General features: G+C 64.9%; 23 protein-coding genes. 13 read left to right on the top strand and 10 right to left on the bottom strand.

The genetic code is table 11. The features are described 5' to 3' along the window. Positions 1 to 148: 148 nt before the first annotated feature. Positions 149 to 631: a (2Fe-2S)-binding protein gene (locus AB7532_RS13850; RefSeq protein WP_441235338.1), complete on the top strand. Its 483-nt coding sequence runs from the start codon at positions 149 to 151 to the stop codon at positions 629 to 631. Next, the gene (locus AB7532_RS13845; RefSeq protein WP_441235337.1) at positions 631 to 4,149 is read left to right on the top strand and encodes a molybdopterin cofactor-binding domain-containing protein; all 3,519 of its coding nucleotides are present in this window, start codon (positions 631 to 633) and stop codon (positions 4,147 to 4,149) included. The genes AB7532_RS13850 and AB7532_RS13845 overlap by 1 nt, the downstream gene beginning before the upstream one ends. 180 nt (positions 4,150 to 4,329) lie before the next feature. On the opposite strand, the gene AB7532_RS13840 is transcribed toward AB7532_RS13845, so the two are convergent. Further along, positions 4,330 to 5,298, bottom strand: coding sequence for a catechol 2,3-dioxygenase (locus AB7532_RS13840; protein ID WP_441235336.1), 969 nt, complete (start codon positions 5,296 to 5,298; stop codon positions 4,330 to 4,332). Positions 5,299 to 5,753: 455 nt separating this feature from the next. Here AB7532_RS13840 and AB7532_RS13835 point away from each other — a divergent pair, with 455 nt between their 5' ends. After that, positions 5,754 to 7,490, top strand: a complete 1,737-nt coding sequence (locus AB7532_RS13835; RefSeq protein ID WP_441235335.1) for an ATP-binding protein — start codon at positions 5,754 to 5,756, stop codon at positions 7,488 to 7,490. A 207-nt stretch (positions 7,491 to 7,697) separates the two neighbouring features. Continuing rightward, positions 7,698 to 8,279: a peroxidase-related enzyme gene (locus AB7532_RS13830; RefSeq protein WP_441235334.1), complete on the top strand. Its 582-nt coding sequence runs from the start codon at positions 7,698 to 7,700 to the stop codon at positions 8,277 to 8,279. A gap of 42 nt (positions 8,280 to 8,321) precedes the next feature. Here the strand turns inward: AB7532_RS13830 and AB7532_RS13825 are convergent, their stop codons facing one another. The 3 genes from AB7532_RS13825 to AB7532_RS13815 all read right to left on the bottom strand — a co-directional run bounded on the left by AB7532_RS13825 (position 8,322) and on the right by AB7532_RS13815 (position 9,666). Further along, positions 8,322 to 8,489 (bottom strand): hypothetical protein, encoded by a 168-nt coding sequence (locus AB7532_RS13825; protein ID WP_441235333.1) that lies wholly within the window; start codon positions 8,487 to 8,489, stop codon positions 8,322 to 8,324. A gap of 156 nt (positions 8,490 to 8,645) precedes the next feature. After that, entirely contained in the window at positions 8,646 to 8,876 is a 231-nt protein-coding gene (locus AB7532_RS13820) for a DUF6894 family protein (protein ID WP_441235332.1), read from the bottom strand. A gap of 7 nt (positions 8,877 to 8,883) precedes the next feature. Further along, the gene (locus AB7532_RS13815) at positions 8,884 to 9,666 is read right to left on the bottom strand and encodes a Crp/Fnr family transcriptional regulator (RefSeq protein WP_441235331.1); all 783 of its coding nucleotides are present in this window, start codon (positions 9,664 to 9,666) and stop codon (positions 8,884 to 8,886) included. 94 nt (positions 9,667 to 9,760) lie between these two features. Between AB7532_RS13815 and AB7532_RS13810 the strand changes: the two genes are divergently transcribed. Then, positions 9,761 to 9,964, top strand: a complete 204-nt coding sequence (locus tag AB7532_RS13810) for a hypothetical protein (protein WP_441235330.1) — start codon at positions 9,761 to 9,763, stop codon at positions 9,962 to 9,964. A 44-nt stretch (positions 9,965 to 10,008) separates the two neighbouring features. On the opposite strand, the gene AB7532_RS13805 is transcribed toward AB7532_RS13810, so the two are convergent. After that, complete coding sequence (locus AB7532_RS13805; protein ID WP_441235329.1) at positions 10,009 to 10,152, bottom strand: hypothetical protein; 144 nt, start codon at positions 10,150 to 10,152, stop codon at positions 10,009 to 10,011. A 296-nt stretch (positions 10,153 to 10,448) separates the two neighbouring features. On the opposite strand from AB7532_RS13805, the gene AB7532_RS13800 reads away from it, so the two are divergent. Further along, on the top strand, positions 10,449 to 11,414 hold the full coding sequence (locus AB7532_RS13800) for a hypothetical protein (RefSeq protein WP_441235328.1): 966 nt from the start codon (positions 10,449 to 10,451) through the stop codon (positions 11,412 to 11,414). A gap of 400 nt (positions 11,415 to 11,814) precedes the next feature. Next, complete coding sequence (locus AB7532_RS13795) at positions 11,815 to 11,970, top strand: hypothetical protein (protein ID WP_441235327.1); 156 nt, start codon at positions 11,815 to 11,817, stop codon at positions 11,968 to 11,970. Between the two features lie 31 nt (positions 11,971 to 12,001). Here the strand turns inward: AB7532_RS13795 and AB7532_RS13790 are convergent, their stop codons facing one another. Beyond that, positions 12,002 to 12,631 carry a ParB-like protein gene (locus AB7532_RS13790; RefSeq protein ID WP_441235326.1) on the bottom strand — a complete coding sequence of 210 codons (630 nt, stop codon included), beginning with the start codon at positions 12,629 to 12,631 and terminating at the stop codon, positions 12,002 to 12,004. A 325-nt stretch (positions 12,632 to 12,956) separates the two neighbouring features. On the opposite strand from AB7532_RS13790, the gene AB7532_RS13785 reads away from it, so the two are divergent. From AB7532_RS13785 to AB7532_RS13760, 6 genes are all read left to right on the top strand, one after another. Beyond that, on the top strand, positions 12,957 to 13,298 hold the full coding sequence (locus tag AB7532_RS13785; RefSeq protein ID WP_441235325.1) for a hypothetical protein: 342 nt from the start codon (positions 12,957 to 12,959) through the stop codon (positions 13,296 to 13,298). A gap of 211 nt (positions 13,299 to 13,509) precedes the next feature. After that, the gene (locus tag AB7532_RS13780; RefSeq protein ID WP_007592476.1) at positions 13,510 to 13,797 is read left to right on the top strand and encodes an acyl carrier protein; all 288 of its coding nucleotides are present in this window, start codon (positions 13,510 to 13,512) and stop codon (positions 13,795 to 13,797) included. 10 nt (positions 13,798 to 13,807) lie between these two features. Further along, positions 13,808 to 14,278, top strand: a complete 471-nt coding sequence (locus AB7532_RS13775; RefSeq protein ID WP_441235324.1) for a 3-hydroxyacyl-ACP dehydratase FabZ family protein — start codon at positions 13,808 to 13,810, stop codon at positions 14,276 to 14,278. Continuing rightward, complete coding sequence (locus AB7532_RS13770) at positions 14,275 to 15,480, top strand: beta-ketoacyl-ACP synthase (RefSeq protein ID WP_441235323.1); 1,206 nt, start codon at positions 14,275 to 14,277, stop codon at positions 15,478 to 15,480. Before AB7532_RS13775 ends, AB7532_RS13770 begins: the two co-directional genes overlap by 4 nt. Positions 15,481 to 15,528: 48 nt before the next feature. Continuing rightward, on the top strand, positions 15,529 to 16,806 hold the full coding sequence (locus tag AB7532_RS13765; RefSeq protein ID WP_441235322.1) for a beta-ketoacyl-ACP synthase: 1,278 nt from the start codon (positions 15,529 to 15,531) through the stop codon (positions 16,804 to 16,806). A gap of 8 nt (positions 16,807 to 16,814) precedes the next feature. Continuing rightward, the gene (locus AB7532_RS13760) at positions 16,815 to 17,747 is read left to right on the top strand and encodes a lipid A biosynthesis lauroyl acyltransferase (RefSeq protein ID WP_441235321.1); all 933 of its coding nucleotides are present in this window, start codon (positions 16,815 to 16,817) and stop codon (positions 17,745 to 17,747) included. A gap of 100 nt (positions 17,748 to 17,847) precedes the next feature. On the opposite strand, the gene AB7532_RS13755 is transcribed toward AB7532_RS13760, so the two are convergent. The 4 genes from AB7532_RS13755 to AB7532_RS13740 all read right to left on the bottom strand — a co-directional run bounded on the left by AB7532_RS13755 (position 17,848) and on the right by AB7532_RS13740 (position 22,713). Further along, entirely contained in the window at positions 17,848 to 18,957 is a 1,110-nt protein-coding gene (locus AB7532_RS13755) for a polyamine ABC transporter substrate-binding protein (protein WP_441235320.1), read from the bottom strand. A 6-nt stretch (positions 18,958 to 18,963) separates the two neighbouring features. Next, entirely contained in the window at positions 18,964 to 20,142 is a 1,179-nt protein-coding gene (locus AB7532_RS13750) for an aminotransferase (RefSeq protein ID WP_441235319.1), read from the bottom strand. A gap of 8 nt (positions 20,143 to 20,150) precedes the next feature. Next, positions 20,151 to 20,474 carry a rhodanese-like domain-containing protein gene (locus AB7532_RS13745; protein WP_441235318.1) on the bottom strand — a complete coding sequence of 108 codons (324 nt, stop codon included), beginning with the start codon at positions 20,472 to 20,474 and terminating at the stop codon, positions 20,151 to 20,153. Between the two features lie 310 nt (positions 20,475 to 20,784). Next, positions 20,785 to 22,713 carry a potassium transporter Kup gene (locus AB7532_RS13740; RefSeq protein ID WP_441235317.1) on the bottom strand — a complete coding sequence of 643 codons (1,929 nt, stop codon included), beginning with the start codon at positions 22,711 to 22,713 and terminating at the stop codon, positions 20,785 to 20,787. Positions 22,714 to 22,751 lie beyond the last annotated feature (38 nt).

Here is a 22,751-nt window from a genome sequence, read left to right as displayed (position 1 = left end):
CCGCATAAAACCTCATTTGCCCATCGGCTCTGTCCACAAAGAAGGCAGCCGCGCTGCAGTGCGGCATGCACGGCTTGCACGTTTGTGTACAAACGGTATCGTCGCGACGTAGATTTGAAAGCAATTCGCCGCGGGCCTGGAAACGAGGATGACGCAGACACCGATCCGCCTCACCGTGAACGGAGAGATCCACGAGGTCACAGCAGCGCGCGATACGCCGCTGCTCTACGTGCTGCGCAACGATCTCACGCTCAACGGTCCGAAATACGGTTGCGGCTTGGGTGAATGCGGCACCTGCACTGTTCTGATCGATGGCTCCGCGGCGCGCGCTTGCGTGATTCCGATCGGCGGCTGTGCCGGCCGCGACATCGTGACGCTCGAAGGGCTCGGCACCCGCGACAAGCCTGATGTGGTGCAGCAGGCCTTCATCGACGAGCAGGCCGCACAATGCGGCTACTGCCTCAACGGCATGATCATGACCACCAAGGCGCTGCTCGCGATCAACCCGCAACCGACCGAGCAGGAGGCGCTGGCGGCGCTGCGCTACAATCTCTGCCGCTGCGGCACGCATGTCGAAATCCTGCGCGCCGTGATGCGTGCATCCGGCCAGCTCACCGAGGCCGCGGATTGATGGCCTCCTCTCCCTCGCATGAAGCAGAGCGGCCGTCCGGTTCGCTCATCGTCGTCCGCACCGTGGACGAGATCACATCCGAAACCTTCATCCGCATCACCGCGGATGGCTCGGTCACCGCCTATAACGGTCATGTCGATCTCGGCACCGGCATCCGCACTGCGCTCGGCCAGATCGTCGCCGAAGAGCTCGACGTCTCCTTTGCGCGCGTCGTCGTCGTGCTCGGCGATACGGCCGTGGTGCCGAACCAGGGCCCGACGATCGCCAGCGAAACCATCCAGATCACCGCGGTGCCCCTGCGCAAGGCCGCCGCCCAGGCGCGCCATTTCCTGATCGCACGCGCGGCCGAACGGCTGGAGCTGCCGGCGATCGAATTGAAGATCGAGGACGGCCTTGTCCGCGGCCACAATCGCAGCGTCAGCTATGGCGAGCTGATCGGCGGCGAGACCATCCGCCTCGAGCTTGCTGACGAGGTCGCTGCCAAGCCCGTCGGCGATTACGCCATCGTCGGCCAGTCGATGCCGCGCGTCGACCTGCCCGCCAAGGCCACGGGCGAGCTGACCTTCGTGCACGACATCCGCCTGCCCGGGATGCTGCACGGCCGCGTGGTGCGTCCGCCCTATGCCGGCGTCGATGCCGGCCCGTTCGTCGGCACCAGCCTGATCGCGGTCGACGAGGCCTCGGTGCGCAACATTCCCGGCGTCGTCGCCGTCGTGCACATCGGCGATTTCGTCGGTGTGGTCGCCGAGCGCGAAGAGAATGCAATCCGCGCGGCCGAGCAGCTCGCCGTCAGTTGGAAGCCGACACCGGCGCTGACCGATCTCTCGGACGTCGAGAGAGCACTGCGCGCCAATCCCTCGACGCCGCGCACGCTGATCGACAAGGGCGACGTCGATGCGGCGATATCAGGCGCGGCCAAACCGATGCAGCGCACGTACGTCTGGCCCTACCAGATGCACGCCTCGATCGGCCCCTCCTGTGCGGTCGCCGATGTCCAGGACGGCAATATCCGCGTCTGGTCGGGCACGCAGAATCCGCACGTGCTGCGCAGCGACCTCGCGCTGCTGGTCGAGCGCCCCGAGAGCGAAATCGAGGTCATCCGTCTCGAGGCCGCCGGCTGCTACGGCCGCAACTGCGCCGATGACGTCACCGCCGACGCGCTGCTGCTGTCGCGCGCGGTCGGCCGGCCCGTCCGCGTGCAGCTCACGCGCGCGCAGGAGCACATCTGGGAACCCAAGGGCACCGCGCAGCTGATCGACGTTAATGGCGGACTCGACGCCGACGGCGGTATCGCCGGATACGATCTCGCCACGCGCTATCCCTCGAATGCCGCGCCGACGCTCGCGCTGCTCCTGACCGGTCGCATCTCATCCGAGCCCGCCGTGCTCCAGATGGGCGACCGCACCGCGATCCCGCCCTACGATTACGACCACATGCGCGTGGTCGCCCACGACATGCCGCCGATCGTGCGCGCCTCCTGGTTTCGCGGCGTCTCGGCGCTGCCGAACACCTTTGCGCATGAATCCTACATCGACGAAGCCGCATCCGAGGCCGGCGTCGATCCCATTGAATACCGCCTGCGCTATCTGAGGGATCAGCGCGCCGTCGATCTCGTCCATGCGGTCGCCGAACGCGCCGGCTGGACGCCCCGGCCGATGCGCGAGGAACAGGACGGCGACATCGTGCACGGGCGCGGCTTTGCCTATGCGCTCTACGTCCACAGCAAGTTTCCCGGCTACGGCGCCGCGTGGTCGGCCTGGATCACCGACGTTGCCGTGAACAAATCCACCGGCGACGTCAGCGTCACGCGCGTCGTCGCGGGGCAGGACTCCGGCCTGATGATCAATCCGGACGGCGTGCGCCACCAGATCCACGGCAACGTCATCCAGTCCACCAGCCGCGCGCTGATGGAGGAGGTCTCGTTCGAGCGTGGCGCGGTGGCCGCGCGCGAATGGGGCGCCTATCCCATCATCCCCTTTCCCGACGTGCCTGAGATCGACGTGCTGCTGCTGCCGCGGCCGGACCAGCCGCCGCTCGGCGTCGGTGAGTCCGCCTCGGTGCCGAGCGCGGCGGCAATTGCCAACGCGATCTTCGATGCCACCGGCGTGCGCTTCCGCGAGCCGCCGTTCACGCCCGAGCGCATCCTCAAGGGGTTACACGGGGAGACATCTCCCGTACCGCAGGCCCTGCCCGCGCCAGCGTCTTCGCAGCCGTCCCGCATCTGGGACAATCCGTTCGCCAGGCGCGCCGGCATCGTCGCGACGATTGCGGCCGTCTGCACCGCCGCGATCGGCATTGGCGCCGCACTTCTGCCCGGACGCGCCATCGCGCCGGTCGCGCGGCCCGATGCGTCGGTCTATTCGGCGGCAACGATTGCGCGCGGCCAGCAGCTTGCGGCGCTCGGCAATTGTGCGGAGTGCCACACCAGCCTCAATGGCGTGCTCAACGCCGGCGGCCGCGCGCTGGAGACGCCGTTCGGCACGATCTACTCGACCAACATCACGCCCGACGTCGAGACCGGCATCGGCGCCTGGTCTTATCCCGCCTTCGAGCGCGCGATGCGCGAGGGCTTGCATCGCGACGGACGCCAGCTCTATCCCGCCTTCCCTTATACGCATTTTGCAAAAACCAGCGATGCCGACATGCAGGCGCTCTACGCCTACCTGATGGCGCAGCCTGCGGTCCGCGCGACGGCACCGGCGAACGAACTCGCCTTCCCGTTCAACCTCCGTCCGCTGCTCGCGGGATGGAATGCGCTGTTCCACGACACCAAGGAGTTCAAGCCCGATCCCGTCAAATCCGAGGCCTGGAATCGCGGCGCCTATCTCGTCGAGAGCCTCGGCCATTGCAGCGGTTGTCACTCGCCGCGCAATGCGCTCGGCGCCGAGCCGCGCGGGGCCTATCTCGCCGGCGGCTTTGCCGAGGGCTGGGAAGCGCCGCCGCTGAGCTCGCTCTCGCATGCGCCGATCCCGTGGAGCGAGGACGAGCTGTTCGCTTATTTGCGCACCGGCCATTCGCGCTATCACGGCGTCGCGGCCGGCCCGATGGCGCCGATCGTCCGGGATCTCAAAGCCCTGCCCGACTCCGACATCCGCGCGATGGCGGTCTACCTCAACTCATTCAACGACAATGCGGCCGATGCGCCCGCACTCGCGGCGAAGCTGGAGAGCGCAACGCAGATCACCGCCGCCTCGTCCACCGGCGCACGGCTCTATCAGGGCGCCTGCGCCGTCTGCCACGAGGTCGGCGGCCTGCCGCTGTTCGGCAGCCGCCCCTCGCTCGCGCTCAACAGCAATCTGCACAGCGCGACATCGGACAATCTCGTGCAAGTCATCATGCACGGCATCACTGATCCCGTGTCGAGCGATCTCGGCTACATGCCCGCGTTCAAAAACAGCATGAGCGACGCGCAGGTCGAGGAGCTCGTCAGCTTCCTGCGCAAGCAGTTCGCGCCGGACAAGCCGGCCTGGGCCAGCGTCCGCGAGACGATCGCGCGGGTGCGGTCGTCGACGCACTAGGACAATACGAAGGAAGGCGTAGCTGGAAGCTCGCCCGCGGCCATCCTTCGAGACGCCCGCCTCCGGCGGGCCCTCAGGATGAGGTCGGAGTGCGTGGCGGCAGTTCGACAGGCAAATCTGCCGTTTAGCCTCATCCTGAGGAGACCGCGAAGCGGTCGTCTCGAAGGACGAGGCGCTTGCTCAGCCGTGCTTCTTCGCCTCCACTGGCGGCGTGCCGTGGGTGTGGAAGGACTCGATCGTCTTCAGCCCCCAGGCCTGGCCCTTCTTGCGCTCCTCCTCGGTCCACACGATCGGCTTCCAGTCGGGCGCGAGGATCAGACGCGCGCCGGCGTTGGCGACTTCGACGCGGTTGCCGCCGGGCTCGTAGACATAGAGGAAGAAGGTCTGCTGGATCGCGTGCTTGTGCGGGCCGGTCTCAATGTGGATGCCGTTCTCCAGGAAGATGTCGGCGGCGCGCAGAATCTCCTCGCGGCTGTCGAGCGCGTAGGTGACGTGGTGGAATCGGCCGGGCGTGCCGGAGTGGTCGAGCGAATAGGCGAAATCGTAGCTCTTGTTCGACATCGTCAGCCACATCGCAGCTTCGCGACCGTCATTGAGCACGATCTGCTCGGTGAGCCGGCAGCCGAGATAATTCTCGAAGAACTCGCGGTTGGCCTTGATGTCGGTGGCGAGGCAATTGAGATGGTCGAGGCGGCGGACGTTGACGCCGCGCGCGGGAAAGCGCTGCGCCTGGTTCTTCAGCGCCGGCTTCAGCTCGGGCGGGGCCTGATACCATTCGGTCTCGTAATAGAGCTCGACGATGTGGCCATCGGGGTCGCGGCAGCGGAAGGTCGGCCCCTGCCCCATGTCGCCGTCGATCCAGCCAATGTCGAAGCCGGAGCCTTTCAGTGCGGCGACGCGGCGCTCCAGCGCCTGCTGGCTGCGCGCGCGCAGCGCCATGTGCTCCATGCCTGAGGTCTTCGACGCCGTGAGCTTGAGCGAATAGCGCTCGTAATCGTCCCAGCCGCGCAAATAGACCGACTCGCCCTTCTGCCCGCTCACGGTCATGCCCATGACGTCGACGAAGAACTTCAGGCTCTCGTCGGGCTTCGGCGTCAGCAGCTCCATGTGGCCGAGATGAGCGAGATCGAGGATCGGTTCGGGCTGCATGGTGTCCTCCAGAGCGTAGGCTTGCGATCCTCGTCACGGAATCGCGCAAATCGGGCGCAGGGCGCAATGTTGATGAGCGCGCCCAGCGTCGGGGCCGCGGGCTCATTTGTACTAATGTACAAATGATTAGGTCCCGTCAACAAACCAAAGGCTGTCGGTCCGCGGCGAACAGCGCCCAAAGGTCAGCTCCAAGGTCGGCTCAAGGTCAGCGTCCCTCCCCCAAACGGGGGGCGGACTGCCCGGATGGTAAAATCTTCCTTAAGTGCTTTCGAACCCAAAGGCCCAGAAAAGCAGCATTTTCCGGTCTTTCCTGCCCGCAAGTATGCATTACCGACAACCCTCACGACCGAATTGTCGCGGATTTAACAAAGCGCCCGCGCCTGCCGCTTAACCGTTTGTGCAGCCACCGCCGCGCATAGTCGGGGAAACATTATGTCTTCTCAGGTACATCCATCGTGACATCATTTGGACGCGTGATTTCGGTTCGCGGGTCGCTCGCCCGGGTCGGCCTTTTGGCGGAAAGCCAGATGCCGGTCTCGGAAGTGCGGGCCACCGTCGGCCGTTTCGTCAGCATCCGCTGCGCCAGTTCGGTCATCGTCGCCATGATCACCGAGGTGTCCTGCGAGAACCTCGCAAGCCCCGACTACATTGCCATCGCGTCGGTCGACCTGCTCGGCGAAATCCTCAACGCCGCCGACAAGGCCAAATTCCAGCGCGGCGTCACCAATTACCCGACCATCGGCGATTCCGTCGACCTGATCACGAGCCAGGAGCTGCGCACCATCTACGCGCCGACCGGATCCGACCAGATCAATGTCGGCTTCCTCCAGCAGGACCGTTCCGTCGTCGCCTATGTCGATATCGAGGAAATGCTGTCCAAGCATTTCGCGGTGCTGGGATCGACCGGCGTCGGCAAATCGACCGGCGTGTCACTGCTGCTCAACGAGATCCTGAAGGCGCGGCCGAACCTGCGCATCTTCCTGCTCGACGTGCACAACGAATATGGCCGCTGCTTCGGCGACCGCGCGCTGGTGCTCAATCCGCGGAACCTGAAGCTGCCGTTCTGGCTGTTCAATTTCGAGGAAATCGTCGACGTGCTGTTCGGCGGCCGCGCCGGCGTGCCCGAGGAGCTCGACGTCCTGGCCGAGGTGATCCCCCTCGCCAAGGGCATCTACACCCAGTACCAGAACTCCGATCGCCTCGGCCTGAAGCGCGTTGATCCCAAGCAGATCGGGTTCACCGTCGATACGCCGGTGCCCTATCGCCTGGTCGATTTGATGTCGCTGATCGACGAGCGCATGGGCAAGCTGGAGAACCGCTCCTCGCGCATCATCTATCACAAGCTGATCTCGCGCATCGAAGCGGTCCGCAACGACCCGCGCTACGCCTTCATGTTCGACAACGCCAATGTCGGCGGCGACACCATGGCCGAGGTGATCAGCCATCTGTTCCGCCTGCCGGCCAACGGCAAGCCGATGACCGTGATGCAGCTCGCCGGCTTCCCGGCGGAGGTCATCGACTCCGTCGTCTCGGTGCTGTGCCGCATGGCCTTCGACTTCGGCCTGTGGAGCGACGGCGTGTCGCCGATGCTGTTCGTCTGCGAAGAGGCGCATCGCTACGCCTCCGCCGACCGCAATATCGGCTTCGGCCCGACCCGCAAGGCGGTGTCGCGCATCGCCAAGGAAGGCCGTAAATACGGCGTCTATCTCGGCCTCATCACCCAGCGACCGGCCGAGCTCGACGCCACCATCATTTCCCAGTGCAACACGCTGTTCACGATGCGCCTCGCCAACGAGCGCGACCAGGCGCTGCTGCGCGCCGCGGTGTCGGATGCGGCTGCGAACCTGCTGTCCTTCGTGCCCTCGCTCGGCACCCGCGAAGTGCTGGCGTTCGGCGAAGGCGTCGCACTGCCGACGCGCCTGCGCTTCAAGGAAGTGCCGCCGCACCAATTGCCGCGCGGTGAAGCCACCATCTCGAGCGTGCCGTCGGTCACCTCCGGTCACGACATGCATTTCGTCGGCGCCGTGCTCGAGCGCTGGCGCGGAGCGACCTCGCAGCGCGACGTGCCGAACGACCCGGTCTTCTTGCAGCCGCCCGCCAAGACGCTGGCGAGCGCCGAAGCCCCGATGCTGCAACCCTCGATGGGCCTCGACCCCGACCGCTTCTCGCTGCTGAAGAAGCCGCTGCGGTAAGGGACGGACACCGCCTCGGCAAATTCCGCTGTCATGCCCCGGCTTGACCGGGGCATCCAGTACGCCGCAGCTTCTCGATTCAATCACGATCGTCTCTGGAATACTGGATCGCCCGATTAAATCGGGCGATGACAGCGAGTATGCGGCGCGTTGAGCCCGTCACCCGCATCGACTATGGTCACCGGCCCTTAGCCGGAATCCATGCCCATGACCAAGCCCGCCCTACAACGCTTCCCCGCACCCGCCCTCGACACGCTCCCTGACGACATCCGCTCGCGCCTGCTCGGCGTGCAGGAGAAGAGCGGCTTCGTGCCGAACGTGTTCCTGACGCTCGCCTACCGGCCGGACGAGTTCCGCGCGTTCTTCGCCTATCACGACGCGCTGATGGAGAAAGACGGCGGGCTCACCAAGGCCGAGCGCGAGATGATCGTGGTGGCGACCTCGGCGGCCAACCAGTGCCAGTATTGCGTGATCGCGCACGGCGCCATCCTGCGCATCCGCGCCAAGAACCCTGTGATCGCCGACCAGGTCGCGGTGAACTATCGCAAGGCCGACATCACGCCGCGCGAGAGGGCGATGCTCGATTTCGCAATGAAGGTCTCGGCCGATGCGCAGCGCCTCTCGGAGGACGATTTCGCGGCACTCGCGCCGCACGACTTCAGCGACGACGACATCTGGGACATCGCCGCGATCTCCGCCTTCTTCGCGCTGTCGAACCGGCTCGCCAATTTCACGGGGATGCGGCCGAACGAGGAATTCTACCTGATGGGCCGCTTGCCGAAGAAATGACTGGCAGGCAGTGCCGTCGACGCAGACGACCTAGCGCGGCGCTCACGTCTTGCGCCGCAGGCCCCAGAGACTCCAGGCAAGCAGGACGGCGGTCACGAGCAGTATCGCAACGAAGGTCTGGATGATGGTGAAGTTCAGCGCATCCCGCGCGACGAACAGCGCTGTAACGGCCCCGGCGAGGACAAACAGAAGGCGAAGGATCAGGCTCATCGTGGCGTCTCCAGGTCGGCATGACCGGCCCGTCTGGCGCTTCGACATCGAACGCTGTTCGGCAATCACGCCGGCGAACCTTAGCGGCCTGCACCGGCGTCGATTTGCGATACATCAAGCCGGACTGCGCCGCTCCGCCGCAGGTTCGACCAGCGCCTACGCGTCCTCGACGGCGAGCGTGATCGATATGTTCATGCGGGGCGCGCCGTTCTCGCGGACGGCGACGACGACGCGATGCGCGCTGCCTGCGATGAAGGCATCGCGGGCAATGGATGCGCCGGTGAGCACCGCTTCCTTGCGCGCGCCCTCTGCATCCACGAAATCCTGCCCGGTCTCATCGGGGATGAAGCGGCCGTTCTCATGGATGTCGAAATGGAATCGCGGCATCGGCGGCTCAAAGTGTTGGCGACTGGTGCAAATAACGGCCGTCGAAATCCGCTAGTTCCAAAAATTTCCCCTCATCGAGCACCTTGACGCGGCCGCGATGGAACTCGACGATACCTTCCTGACGCAACTGCTTGATCACGCGGTTGGCATGCACTGCCGTAATTCCCAACGCTTCACCGATCTGCTCCTGCGTCATCGGCATCTCGAAATCGTTGCCGTCCACGCGATCGATGAGCCTGAGACGCTCGCGCAGCTCGATCATGACGTGGGCGAGCCGTGCCGGTGCCGGGCGCTGGCCGACATTGACGATCCATTCCCGGAACATCGCGGCGTCGATCAGCGTGTCCCGCCAGAACATCTCGGCCAGCGTCACCCGGCGATGATGCAGTTTCCGCAGGGTCTCGTGATTGATGAGGCCCAGCGTGCACGGCGTCAGCGTCATCAGATCATGGTCCATCACGTGCAGGAACAGGCTCATCAGGTCCGGAATCTCGCCGGGAATGTGGAGGGACAGGATCTGCCGGTTGCCGCTCGCAATCGTCTTCGAGCGCACGCAGAAGCCATCGGCGATCAGGCAGCAATCGGTCGCCCGCTCGCCGTCGCGCACGACATACGATTCGGCTGGGAAATGCTGCACGACGATTGGAAGGGCTTCGATTTCCCTGATGTCGTCTTCCGAGATACCGGAGGAAATGCGCAGGCGGCTGATGAGCGCCGCGCGGATCGCGTCGCTGGGCACAAGATAACTCCGCGTTGTTCGTGGAACTCGTCGGCGCCGCGGCGCCGTCACGATGGAAACCCGCGACCGGCTTCCCGGGTTCCAACAAAAGTTAAGGACGCGGCTTGCTCGCGCATGGTTGTCTTCCGGCCTGAGAGGCCAGATCATGACTAAGAAACGCAACCGCACGCGCCCGGCCATGTCGCTCCAGGAGCGGCTGGACAAGTTCACCGAGGACGCCCGCGCCGCCGCGATGAAACTGCCGCCCGGCGCCGAGCGTCACGCGCTGTTGCAAAAGGTGCGCGACGGCGAAGCGGCCGCCCAGATGGACCGCGCACTGTTCCCGCCGGACCCGCAACACCCGAAGTAACCGCTTCACCGCTACATTGCTTACGGCCGCAAGACGCGATGCCGCTAGCGCTTCGCCATCAGCTCGAGCGCCGGTGCAAAGCGCTCTGAGAAGGTCAGCGTCTTGGCGTGGTGAACCGCGGCGAACGATGCCGAAATTCCCGCTGAAGCGACTGCGAGCAAGGCGACGATAAAAACCAGACGGCGCATCTTGGCCTCCTGTGTGAGCTCGATGCCCCCAAGGGAACATGGGGCGGCTCTGTTTCAGGACGGCTTCATCCCTGGCGGAAAATGATGTCGCTCAAGCGGCTGTGATCCGTCCGGTTCACGGGGTGGAGTGCCGCACGCGGAAGTGGCGCTCCCAGCACAAGACCGAAGTTCCCGTTCAGCGGGAACTTGAACGATTCTTCAATCGCACACGTTTTGTCAAGAGACTCGCCCCTTACTGGCGGAAACACTTCGACACAACTCTCGCAGTTTCCGTCAGAGCGCCGGCGGAGGCGGGGATGAGTCGTGCCTGCAAAGGGGACTGTCTGATAAACCTGCGTGCCTTCGCCATCGCGACATGCGTTGGCGCAATGTTCTTCGGGGTTGGCTACCTATGGAACGTCCAGCCCGACCTGTTCAACCCCGACGAAATCTGGAGCATGTTTCAATCCGAGCATCGCAAGGCCCGCGCGGCGGTCTCCCGGATGCTCATCGAGCCGCATTCGGCTCACTTCAACGGTCTGCATACGGTCGAGGCAGACAGCGCGAGATATGTTTGCGGCGTCGTCAAAGCGGCGAACAAGACCGGCCACTCGATCGACGCTGCCTTCGTCTACACCGTCGCCATCGATTTCGCCCGTGTCGACGACGGCGGCCAGATTACGTCTCAGCACTCCGCCTATAAGTCGTGCCCGAATGCGGGCAACGACGGGATTGCCCGGCAACAACCGCCGGCCTCCCCCGGCGCGATGGCAGCGATCCAGACCGTCGGAAAGATGATCCCTCCATCCGGCGGCGGGACGATGGAGCAGCAACTCGGCCAGCTTGCCACGCAGACCGGCCAGATGGCCGCGCAAACAGCCATCGTTGCGCCGGGATCGGGACGCCTTCCAGGTCCGGCCTCGGCAGGACCGGCGCCGGCAGGGCAGCCATCAGGTCCGGAGGCAAAGGCCGCACCGGACAACGAACTCACCTGGCGCGCCGATCAGCCGCCTTCAGCCTGGCCGGCGCTCCCCTCGGGCCAGTGCCTTGCGAAATCAACCCATCAGCGGACGGCGTCGGAAGCCCTGGCTTTCGCGAAAGCCGTCGAGACCCACCGCGAGCAGTCGAAGGCACTGGAGGCTTCGACGAAGCGTGTGCTGCTCGATGAGATCAAGGAAGCGCGCTGCGCGCTGGTGACGATCGATCCCGCCGACAAGGCGTATCCGCAGGCCTGGGGAAGTTTCGTGCGGTTGCGGGCCATTGATCGAGAGCTGGCCGGCTGAAAACATACGTATTGCTCGTGCCGGCGCCGTTTCAACCCTTGTCCGCCGGCCCTCACCGGCCCGGCAGAAGGATCGCATCCCCGCTCTTGGCCGCGTCCCACTGCGAAGGCGACGAAACCCAGGCGGCGCATTGCGCCTCCTGTATGAGCTTGATCGCTTCAACAGGTGGGACGGCTTTGTTTCAGAACCGCTTCGTGCATCCAGAAAATGATTTCGCTCAAGAGGCTGTGATGAACTCCTGTCCCGGAAGCGCAGCCGCACGACACTAATAAGAGTTGCCGCTGTCTTGCGCGGTGCGAGCCGTATCGGAAGTCACACGCACGCGCTCACGATCCTGAATCGCAGGACTGCCGCAGCAGGCAACATGTGCTGGAGTGCAAGGTCTCTAGGGATCACTCAGATGAAAGTCGTCATTCAGAAGCTCAACGGTCTATGGCACCTGATCATCGGATCGTACCAGATCCGAACGCCCTTCCTGGCCACCCAGGACCGCGCGCTGGTCGTGACTTACGCCCGGCGCATCTACCCCGGTGCCAAGATCTTCCAGCGCGACTGATGACCTGCTCGTATTCGTCGCGCGGGCAGTGCTAATCCTCGTCCGCCGGGCCGCACCAGCCCGGCAGGTAGATCGCATCCTTGCTCTTGGCCGCGACCAGCGCCTTCTCCAGCGCCCTGTCGAAGTTCGCGTCCACCGCCTTGCGCGACAGCTTTCGGCGCAGAAAGTCGGCCCACAGGAATTCCGAGAACGGCGTGGTGTCCTTGGCGAAGCCGCCCATGCGGCGCAACTCGCCGGCAAGGCTGCGGAACGGATCGTCCTTGAGATCGACCACCGATTTCGGCAGGTCCCGAAATGGCCGGCGCTCGCCCTTGGAATCGTAGGGATAGACCCAGCGCTTGTTGTCCATCACGCCCCAGAACGCCTCGCGCTCGACCATGCGGAGATCGCCGACCACGGTCACCAGCACCTCCTTGACGCCTTCGTCGTGCAGCGCGCGGCCGAGATGATGATGGTCGATGACGTAGTAGCGCTCGTCAGGTCCGTACACGACCGGGATCATGTGCGTGCCGAGCAGATCGGATTGCTTCTTCTTGCCGCGCTCGCGCCAGCGCTTGCGCTTCTCCTTCACCTCGCGCATGCCGACGGTCATCTGCGTCGGCCGAAGCGACAGGATCGGCACCGGGTGCACTCTTGGTTCGCGCGCGTTGGTGGTGGTCATGGTCGAAACGCCCCTCGCATGGATGACAACCGGCGGGTCCGGTTCCCTTGACTACCATGGGCCCCGCGGCGGCAAAATCCGTTCTGCATGGACGTGGTGATCACAAGACGCTGTTCACGCAACCGCGCAATGCGCGCATCGTTACGCTTGCTGCAACGCAAACCGTGCTTGCTGACACCGGCATGACGGCCGCCGCCGGATGCGCTCGCATCGCCTCGTGAAAGATAGTGCAAACACGCAATGCACGTGCGCGTTGAGAAGATTTTCTGCAATGCCTTCACCACGTATGCTATCAAAAATCGCTGCTTCGGAGTGATCCCCGCACATGAAAACCCAGCGGCCCATCAGCTCGGATGACGAGCACCGGGTGCTCCAGTTCAGGCCGCGCAACGCGCCTTCGCCGGCGGTGCCACGGGGCAACGGCGCCGTGCAGCCGCTGCGCATCGCACCCGAGCCGCTCGACCTGTCGCGCTACGAGCAGCCTCGCCCCGCGCCGGACCATTTCCGCCATCGCATGCTCGCCAATATCGCCGCGCTCGCCTTCACCATCGCGCTGACCGCGGTCGGGATCTGGCTTGCGGTGAGCATCGCCGACCTCCGCCGGACCCAGGATTCCGTGCTGATGGGCCGCCGGGACTGCGCCAAGATCGCGACGCCGCAGATCTAGGCCCGCCGGACCGGCGAGAGGGCCCGCTGACGGCATCCCCAGCCCTGTCCATAGGTCCGTCCGGCTCCATTGAACTCAGGGCGGCGCTCCGATATACGGGCTTTCGACCCAGCCAGAGAAGGGTTGAGGGCGTCATCAGGGGCGCGACGCCCACCCACCGTTCCACTCTGGCGCATCCGATAAATATCCGCAATATATCAAAGGCTTAGTGATGTCCTCCACATTCGATCAGGTCGCTACGATCATCGCTGAAACCTGCGACATCCCGCGCGACACGATCACGCCGGATAGCCACGCCATCGATGACCTCGGAATCGACAGCCTCGATTTCCTGGACATCGCGTTCGCGATCGACAAGCAGTTCGGCATCAAGCTGCCGCTGGAAAAGTGGACCCAGGAGGTCAACGACGGCAAGGCGACCACGGAACAGTACTTCGTGCTGAAGAATCTGTGCGCCCGCATCGACGAACTGGTTGCGGCCAAGGGCGCGAGCGCCTAAGCGCGCGGTCATGCAACTCGAATACTTCCACATGATCGATCGCGTCGTCGACCTCAACGTCGACGCGCAGACGATTGTCGTCGAGGCGACGGTCCCGAAGGAAAGCACCATCTTCGAGGGGCACTTCCCGGGCTATCCGCTGATGCCCGGCGTGCTCCTGATCGAATCGATGGCGCAGGCCTCGGGCTGGCTTCAGCTCGGCGTGCTCAAGTTCGAGCGCATGCCGATCCTGGCCGCCGTCAAGGAGGCCAAGGTTCGCGGCTCGGTGTTCCCCGGCGATCTCATGAGCATCGAGGCGAGCCTGTCGCACCAGGGCTCGGGCTATGCCGTGACCGAGGCCAAGATCAAGGTCGGCGGCAAGCTGCGCGCGAATTCGACGCTCACCTTCACGCAGATCCCCTTCCCCAATCCGGATATGCGTGGCTTCATGGACGCGGTCGCCAAACGCGTCGGCTTTCCGCAACAGGCCGTATCGCCATGACTGACACTGCTTCGAAGCCCGGCCAGACGGAAGTCTGGATCACCGGCATTGGTCTTGCCACTTCGCTCGGCGAAGGCCTGGACGCCAACTGGGCCGCGCTTCAGGACAAGCGCATCAATGTCGACGAGAAGGGCTTTGCGCCCTACATCGTGCATCCCCTGATGCCGCTGACCCTCGACAGCCAGATCCCGAAGAAGGGCGACCAGCGCCAGATGGAAGCCTGGCAGCGCATCGGCACCTATGCGGCCGGCCTTGCGCTCGACTCCGCCGGGATCAAGGGCAACAAGGATATCCTGTCGAAGATCGACATGGTGGTCGCCGCCGGCGGCGGCGAGCGCGATCTCAACGTCGACACCGGCGTGCTGACGGCCGAGGCCAAGGGCGCCAATGCGCCGGGCTTCCTCAACGAACGGCTGATGAGCGATCTCCGGCCGACGCTGTTTCTGGCCCAGCTGTCCAATCTTCTCGCCGGCAACATCGCCATCGTGCACGGCATCGGCGGCACCTCGCGCACCTTCATGGGCGAGGAAGTCGCGGGCGCCGACGCGGCGCGCATCGCGCTGTCGCGCATCGCCTCGGGCGAGAGCGACATCGCGCTGATCGGCGGCTCGCACAATGGCGAGCGCAAGGACCTGATGGTCCTCTACGAATTCGGCGACTTCAATCTGAAGGACAAGTTCGCGTCCGTCTGGGCGCGCGAGGACCACGCCGGCTTCGCGCTGGGATCTGCCGGCGCGTTCCTGGTGCTGGAATCGAAGGCGCATGCGGAAGCGCGCGGCGCCAAGCCGTTTGCGAAACTGTCGAGCGTCGTTGCCGACCTCGCCCGCCGCAAGCAGCCCGGCGACATGGCAGCGACCCTGGAGAAGCTCTGGGACAAGCTGCCGAAGCGCGAGGGCAAGGGCGCGATCATTACCGGTGCGACCGGCGCGGAGCCCGCGACCTCGGAAGAGCGCGGCTTCCTCAAGGGCCACGCTGATTTTCCGGTGCGCTCGACCGGCACGATGTTCGGCCACACCATGGAAACGCAATTCCCGCTCGGCCTCGCACTCGCGGCGCTGTCGATCTCGCGCGGCGCGCTGTTCCCGCCGAACGATTCCACGGGGACCGAGATTGAAATGCAGGGGGCGCCCACCCAGATTGTGGTGGTGGGGGCCGGACATTGGCGCGGCGAAGGCATGGCGCTGGTCGAGGCTGTCGGCTGAAGCGCACAGCGCTTCGGCTGAAGGCTCTCACTCTATCGGGGGATCGACATGACTGCACCACGCGACAAACTCGGGCGTCCCGTCGTCGTCGTCACCGGCATGGGCATCATGACCTCGCTCGGCAGCGGCAAGGCCGACAATTGGGCCAAGCTCGTCGCCGGCGAATCCGGCATCCGCACCATCACGCGCTTTCCGGTCGACGGCCTGAAGACCACGATGGCCGGCACCGTCGATTTCGTCAGCGTCGATCCGTTCTCCTCCACCGGCCTGTCCGAACGGATGGCGGAGCTGGTCACGGAGGAAGCGCTCGCGCAAGCCGGCATCGGCGCCAGGGCCGATTTCCCGGGTCCGCTCTTCCTCGCGGTTGCGCCGGTCGAAGTCGAATGGCCGCAACGCCGCGAGCTCGGCCGCGCCGTCGGCGCGCCTGACTTCACCTATGACGATCTGCTGCGCATCTCTGGCGGCGGCAAGTACAGCGCCTATCACCACCGCTTCATGTTCGGCTCGGTCGCAGCTCACCTCGCCGAGACGTTCGGCACCAAGGGCTCGCCGATCTCGCTGTCGACGGCGTGCGCGTCCGGCGCCACCTCGATCCAGCTCGGCGTCGAGGCGATCCGCCGCGGCGAGACCGATGCCGCGCTGTGCGTCGCGACCGACGGCACCGTCAACCCCGAAGCGCTGGTGCGCTTCTCGCTGCTCTCGGCACTGTCGACCCAGAACGATCCGCCGCAGGCGGCCTCCCGCCCCTTCTCCAAGAACCGCGACGGCTTCGTCATGGCCGAAGGCGCCGGCGCACTGGTGCTGGAAAGCTATGAAGCGGCGACTGCGCGCGGCGCAAAGATTCTCGGCGTGATCGCCGGCTGCGGCGAGCTCACCGATTCCTTCCACCGCACCCGCTCCTCGCCCGATGGCAAGCCGATCATCGGCTGCATGAACAAGACGCTGGCCGATGCCGGCATGACGCCGGACCAGATCGACCACATCAACGCGCACGGCACCGCGACGCCCGAGAACGACAAGATGGAGTTCAACACGACATCGGCCGTGTTCGGCGATCTCGCGCAGAAGATTCCGGTGACGTCCAACAAGTCGATGGTCGGCCACACCATCTCGGCCGCGGGCGCAGTCGAGGCGATCTTCTCGCTGCTCACGCTCGAGCATCAGCGCATTCCGCCGACGATCAATTACGACAATCCGGATCCCACGATCCTGTTCGACGTGGTCGGCAACAAGGCGCGCGACGCCCGCGTCACCGCGGTGATGTCGAACTCGTTCGGCTTCGGCGGCCAGAACGCCTCGCTGATCCTGACCCGCGAACCGGCCTGACCGGACGCATGGCGCTGATTTCCATCGGCACGAAGATTCGTGCGCGGAATGCAGCCAAATCGATTGGCGGAGGCCTGATCGGCGCCGCCACCGTCGGCATGCTGCGCACCACGCGCTATTTCGACCCGACCAAGACCTCGGATTTTTTCGCGCGCGTTGTCAAGCGGATCGGCCCGCGCCTGCGCGAGCACCGCATCGGCCGTGCCAACCTCGCCGCGGCATTCCCCGAGAAATCGCCAGACGAGATCGAAAGCATCCTGATGGGCGTGTGGGACAATCTCGGCCGCGTCGGCGCGGAGTTCGCCCATATGGATCACGTCTGGGACTACAATCGCGACAATCCGGAGAAAAGCCGGATCGAGCTGCCCCAGCGCAGCATCGAGCTGTTCGACCGCATCCGCGACGACGGCAAGCCGGCGCTGATCTTTGCAGCCCATCTCTCCAACTGGGAACTGCCGGCGCTCGCGGCCGTGGCACATGGGCTGGATACCGCGATCCTCTACCGCCGCCCGAACATCGCCTCGGCCGACCGCATCATCCAGGAGATGCGCCAGGTCAACATGGGCACGCTGATCCCCGCGGGCCGCGACGCACCGCTGCGGCTCGCGCAGGCGCTCAAGAACGGCAAGCACGTCGCCATGCTGATCGATCAGTATCTGACCGGCGGCGTCGAGGTCACCTTCTTCGGCCGCAAGACCCGCGCCAACCCGATGCTGGCGCGCCTGCTCCGCCAGGTCGATTGCCCGATCCACGGCGTCCGCGTCATCCGCCTGCCCGGCAACCGTTTTGCCGCCGAGCTCACCGAAGAGATCCCGCCGGTGCGCGACGCCGAGGGCAAGATCGACATCCAGGGCACGACGCAGGCGATCACGAGCGTGGTGGAAGGCTGGGTGCGCGAGCATCCCGAGCAATGGTTGTGGCTGCACAGAAGGTGGCGGTAGTTACGCCGTCATTGCGAGGAGCGACGCGACGAAGCAATCCAGAGCGTCCCGCAGAGAGATTCTGGATTGCTTCGCTTCGCTCGCAATGACGGGGGCAACACTACCGCCCCGTCTTCACCTTGGTCCACAGCCGGTTGATGACCCGCTGGGTCGCCGGTTCGCGCGCCGTGATGACGAACAGCTTTGCGAGCGTGGCCTCGTCCGGATAGATGTTCTTGTCGTTGAGGATCTTCGGATCGACCAGCTTCTGGCTGGCGAGGTTGCCGCTCGCGTAGGACAGGAAGTCCGAGTTCTTGGCGGCGACGTCGGGGCGATAGAGATAGTTGATCAGCTCGTGGGCCTCCTTGACGTTCTTGGCATCCGCGGGGATCGCGAGATTGTCGAAGAACATCTGCGCGCCCTCCTTCGGAATGGCGTAGCCGATCTCGATGCCGTCCTTGGCTTCCGCGGCGTGCGCTCGGGCCTGCATGATGTCGCCGGACCAGCCGACCACGAAACAGATCTCGCCGGTCGCAAGCGCGCTGAGATATTCGGACGAGTGGAATTTTCGCACGGAGGGGCGGACCTTGGCGACGATGTCGGCGGCCTTCTCGAGGTCCGCCTGCTGGGTCGAGTTCGGATCGAGCCCAAGATAGTTCAGCGCCGCCGGAAAGATGTCGTCGGCGGAATCGAGCATGTGGACGCCGCAGTCTTTGAACTTGGCGAGGTTCTCCGGCTTGAAGACGATGTCCCAGCTGTCGATCTTCGCATCCGGCCCGAGGATCGCCTTCAGCTTGGCGACGTTGTAGCCGATGCCCGTCGTGCCCCACATGTAGTTGACGGCAAAGTCGTTGCCTGGATCGTAGGTCGCGAGATTCTTGGTCACCATCGGCCAGGCATTGGCAAGATTCGGCAGCTTCGCCTTGTCGAGCTTCTGGAAGATGTTCGCCTTGATCTGGCGCTGGAGGAAATACGCCGTCGGCACCACGACGTCGTAGCCGGACTTGCCGGCCATCAGGCGCGTCTCCAGCGTCTCGTTGGCATCGAAGGTGTCGTAGACAACCTTGATGCCGGTCTCCCTGGTGAAGGCCTCGAGGACATCCGGCGCCATGTAATTGGACCAGTTGTAGAAGTTGACGACCCGCTCCTCGGCCCCTGCGGGGGCGGAGAGCAACGTCAGCGCGGCGATTGCAAAACCAAGGCAAAGCCCGGGGCGGCTGACGTCCGTCATCTCGATCTACCTCTTGCGTCCGCGCACGGCGTCCGACAGCCGCTCCAGTGCGGTGTCGAGGGTCTCGTCCTTCTTGTTGAAGCAGAAGCGCACCACCGAGGTCACCGGGTCCTGCTCGTAGAACGCCGAGACCGGGATCGCGGCGACCTTGTAGTCCTTCACGATCCGCCAGCAGAATTCGGTGTCGCTCTCGTTGAGCCCCAGCGGAGACAGGTCGACGGTGAGGAAGTAGGTGCCCTGCGATTTCAGCACGGGGAAGCCGAGGCTCTCCAGCCCCCTGGTGAGGCGGTCCCTGCTCCGGGTCAGGTCCTTGCGCATCGACAGGAAGTAGTCGTCGGGCTTGCCGAGGCCGTAGGCGACGGCGGCCTGCAAGTTCGGCGCGGTGGTGAAGGTCAGGAACTGGTGCACCTTGGCCGCGACACGCAGCAGCGGCGGCGCGGCGCAGACGAAGCCGATCTTCCAGCCGGTCAGCGAGAAGATCTTGCCAGCCGAGCCGACCTTGATGGTGCGGTCGCGCATGCCGGGGATCGTGATCAGCGGGATGTGCTTGTGCTCGTCAAAGGTGACGTGCTCCCAGACCTCGTCGGTGATCGCGATGACGTCGAACTCCTGGCAATAACGCGCCAGCAGCTCGAGGTCCTCGCGCGGATAGACCACCGCGGACGGATTCAAGGGATTGTTGAACAGCACCGCCTTGGTCTTTGAATTGAAGACGCTTTTCAGCATGTCCTCATTCAATCGCCAGTGCGGCGGCTCGAGGCGGACGAGGCGCGGGATGCCGCCGGCCTGGCGGATGATCGGCAGGTAGGAATCATAGACCGGCTGGAAGCAGACCACCTCGTCGCCGGGCTGGACCACGGCGAGGATGGCCGAGGTCAGCGCCTCGGTGCCGCCGGAGGTGACCATCACCTCGCTCATCGGATCGAGCTTGAGGCCGTGCCAGTGGCTGTAATGGGTCGCGATCGCCTGGCGCAGTTCCGGGATGCCCATCATCGACGGATACTGGTTGTAGCCGTTCAGCGAGGCCTCGGCCGCAGCGCGGCGGATGTCTTCCGGGCCGGGATCGTCGGGGAAGCCCTGGCCGAGATTGATGGCGGCGTTGTCGCGCGCGGCCTGCGACATCGCCTCGAAGATGGTGACGGGCAGGTCGGCGAAGACGTTGTTGAGAGACGAGCTTTTGGACATCGGGTGGATCAGCCGACCTTGCTGGGAAGACCCGCCGCCTTCCAGCCCAGCATGCCGCCGGCCAGATGCTTGTCGTACGGAAGCCCCGCCGCCTGCGCCGCGAGCGAGGCGGTCACCGAGCGCTTGCCCGAACGGCAGGCGAACACGACCTCTTTGCCCTGCGGATCGGGAATCGCCTTGGGATCGAAGGTCGAGAGCGGAACGACGACGCCGTAAGGATAAGCCTCGGCGTCGACCTCGTTCGGCTCGCGGACGTCGACGAGAAGATAGCGGCCTTCCTCGACACCCTTGGAGACCTCGTCCGGGGTCAGATCCTGTACTTGATGTGCCACATCATCCTCCAACGTCTTAGGGCCGCTTGCCGGGGCGATCCCGGCGGGCGGCAACCTCGCCTCTCGGCCAGCGAAAATCAAGCGCTACAAAGGCTTGAGCTGCCTTGCGCAAGTTAAAGCTAAATCGCAGCGACTTGAAGGGCGACCTTCAGGATGCCTGAAACTCCAGGCTCATCTCTCACCACGCGCTCGGGGTCATTCCCCGCGAAAGCGGGGAATCCAGTACGCCGCGGCTGCTCGATTCCGGCCGCGCCGTCTCTGGAATACTGGATCGCCCGGTCAAGCCGGACGATGACAGCGGTGGAAGCGACTAGATCGTCACCTGCGTTCCGACCTCGACGACGCGTCCCGAGGGAATCTGGAAATAGTCGGTGGCGTCGTTGGCGGAGCGGCTCAGCGAGATGAACAGCCGGTCCTGCCAGCGCGGCATGCCTGAATGGGCGGCGGGCTTGAGCGCCCTGCGCGACAGGAAGAACGACGTCGACATGATGTCGAACTGCCAGCCGAGCTTGCGGGCGATGGCCAGCGCCTTCGGCACGTTGGGCGATTCCATGAAGCCGAACTTCAGCGTCACCTTGGAGAAGGTCGGCGAGATCTGTTCCAGCTTCACCCGGTCGGCCAGGTCGATACGCGGGGTCTGCGCGGTCTCGATGGTGAGAATGACGTTCTTCTCGTGGAGCACCTTGTAGTGCTTCAGACTATGCATCAGCGCGGTCGGCGCGCTGAGCGGGTCCGAGGTCAGGAACACGGCGGTCCCGGGCACGCGCTGCGGCGGCCGCTTCTCCAGCATCGCCACGAGGTCGGCGAGCGGGAATTCGAGCTTGCGCGACTTCTCGAACAGCAGCCGGCTGCCGCGCCGCCACGTGTACATCAGGATGATCATCAGGGCGCCGAGCGCCAGCGGCACCCAGCCGCCCTCGAACACCTTGAGCAGATTGGCGGCAAGGAAGGTCAGGTCGAGACACAGGAACGGGACGATCAGGGCCGCGGCGGCGTACGGCGACCACTTCCAGACCTTCCAGATCACGACAAAGCCCATCATCGCCGTGACCACCATGGTGCCGGTGACGGAGATGCCGTAAGCCGAGGCCAGCGCGCTGGAGGAACGGAACAGCAGCACCAGCAGCACCACCGCGACCAGCAGCAGCTGGTTGATGCGCGGGATGAAGATCTGGCCGGAATGGGCTTCAGACGTATGGCGAATTTCGAAGCGCGGCAGCAGTCCGAGCTGGATCGCCTGCCGCGTCAGCGAATAGGCGCCGGTGATGACGGCCTGGCTCGCGATCACGGTCGCCATGGTGGCGAGCACGACCATGCAGCCGCGGAAGAAGCCTTGCGGGAAGAGCTGGAAGAACGGGCTGACGATCGCGCCGGGATCGCCGAGCACGAGCGCGCCCTGCCCCAGATAGTTCAGCGCCAGCGACGGCAGCACGATCGACAGCCAGGCGATCTGGATCGGCCGCTTGCCGAAATGGCCGAGATCGGCATAGAGCGCCTCGGCGCCGGTCACCGCCAGGAACACGGCGCCCAGTGTGACGAAGCCGATGATGCCGTGGTGAAACATGAAGGACACGGCGTAGAGCGGGTTCAACGCATACAGAACCTGCGGCTGCTCGATGATCGGATGGATGGCAGCTGCCGCGATCACCGCAAACCAGACGCACATGATGGGGCCGAAGAACGCTGCGACGCGGGCCGTGCCGCGCGATTGCACGGCGAACAGGCCGACCAGGATGATCACGGTCAGCGGCACGATGTAGGGCTCGAACCGGAGCGTGACGTCCTTCATGCCTTCGATTGCCGACAGCACCGAGAGCGCCGGCGTGATCACGGCATCGCCATAGAACAGGGCGCCGGAAATGATGCCGAGCAGGACGATGGTCGCCCCGCCGGTGCCGACCGCGCGCTGCGCCAGCGCCATCAGCGCCAGCGTACCGCCCTCGCCGTTGTTGTCGGCGCGGAGCAGGATCACGACGTATTTGAGCGTCACCACGACGATGAGCGCCCACAGGATCAGGGAGAGCACGCCGAGCACGGCGGCCGGCGTCGGCAATCCCTCCGCGCCCGAGGCGGCCATCACCGCCTCGCGGAACGCGTAGAGCGGGCTGGTGCCGATATCGCCATAGACCACCCCGATGCTGCCGAGCGTCAGCGCACCGAAACGGGCGGTCGTGTGGGCGTCGCCATGCCCATTGGCCGCCGCCGTTTCCGGGGCGGAAATCGCTACGTCACTTGTCATGGGAGAGCCTGATGGCCTCTAAAAATGCTTCACTGCAC

Origin of the sequence: Bradyrhizobium sp. 930_D9_N1_4 (genome assembly GCF_052076015.1) — a bacterium.
Lineage (GTDB): Bacteria > Pseudomonadota > Alphaproteobacteria > Rhizobiales > Xanthobacteraceae > Bradyrhizobium.
Note: the sequence above shows the minus strand (reverse complement) of the source record. Positions and strands in the feature narration are given on the sequence as shown.